This window comes from Streptomyces phytophilus, from assembly GCF_013870535.1.
GTDB classification, from domain to species: domain Bacteria; phylum Actinomycetota; class Actinomycetes; order Streptomycetales; family Streptomycetaceae; genus Streptomyces; species Streptomyces phytophilus.
In genome coordinates this window covers 1-1,281 of record NZ_JACBXC010001525.1, presented here as the reverse complement: position 1 = coordinate 1,281, position 1,281 = coordinate 1, and the positions used below count along the sequence as shown (strand labels likewise).

Here is a 1,281-nt window from a genome sequence, read left to right as displayed (position 1 = left end):
CCGCCTCCGTGTGGCTCGGCCCGCTCCGCCCCCGGCGTGGGTTGGGTGGGCCCATGCGTCTCCGCTCCGTCCTCTGCTCCCTTCTCCCCCTCCTCCTCGTCGCCTGTGCCACCCCCTCCTCCCGCACCCCCGACTCCCGCCCCGCCGCATCCCGCTGCCGCACCGCCGAGGACTGCCTCCCCCGGATGACCCTCGCCGAGCAGGCCGGGCAGATGATCCAGGTCCAGAACGCCTTCCTCGACGACCCCCGCGACCTCGCCCGCCTCGGCATCGGCGCCATGCTCAGCGCCGGCGACGACGGTGGTCCCCGCCGCGGGGGCAGCGACGCCGCCGCCTGGGCCGGGATGGTCGACGGGTTCCAGCACGCCGCCATGCGCAGCAGGCTCGGCATCCCGTTGCTCTACGGTGCCGACGCCGTGCACGGCATGAGCGGCGTCACCGGGTCCGTGATCTTCCCGCACCACATCGGCATGGGCGCCACCCGCGACCCCGCCCTCGTCGAGCGCGCCGAGCGCGTCGCGCGGGACGAGACCCTCGGCGCCGGGGTGCGGTGGGCGTTCACACCGTGCGTGTGCGTGCCGCAGGACGTGCGGTGGGGGCGCACGTACGAGGGGTACGCCGAGGATCCCGCCGTCGTGGGGGAGCTGGGCGCCGCCTCCGTACGGGGGTTCCAGGGGCCCGCCCTGGGCAAGGGTTCCGTGCTCGCCACCGCCAAGCACTACCTCGGCGACGGCGGCACCGCCTACGGCAGCGCCACCGGCGAAGGCCGGCTGCTGGACCAGGGCGACGTCCGCGTGGGCGAGGCCGAGCTGCGCCGGGTGCACCTCGCCCCGTACCGCGACGCCGTCGCCGCGGGCGTCGGCTCCGTCATGGCCAGTTACAGCAGCGTCCACGGCACCGGGACCCACGGCGACCGGCGGCTGCTCACCGGCGTGCTCAAGGGCGAACTCGCCTTCGGCGGCATCGTCGTCAGCGACTACGACGCCGTCCAGCGGCTCCCCGGCAAGGACCTCGCCGCGCAGGTCGCGCGCGCCGTCAACGCCGGGATCGACATGGTCATGGTCTCCCGGGACCACCGCGCCGTGCACCGGGCCATCGTCGCCGGGGTACGCGGCGGGGACATCCCCCGGCAGCGCGTGCACGACGCCGCGCGCCGCGTCCTGCGGGCCAAGGACCGCCTCGGGCTCTTCGACGACCCCTTCGCCGACCCGGCCCTGACCGCCCGCGTCGGCTCACCCCGGCACCGGGCCGTCGCGCGGCAGGCGGTACGGGCCTCGCAGG

At 76.3% G+C, this 1,281-nt stretch carries 1 protein-coding gene; it reads left to right on the top strand.

The features are described from left to right. Nucleotides 1–53: 53 nt before the first annotated feature. On the top strand, nt 54–1,281 hold a 1,228-nt coding region (locus H5J30_RS33950), incomplete at its 3' end, for a glycoside hydrolase family 3 protein (RefSeq protein WP_309505715.1).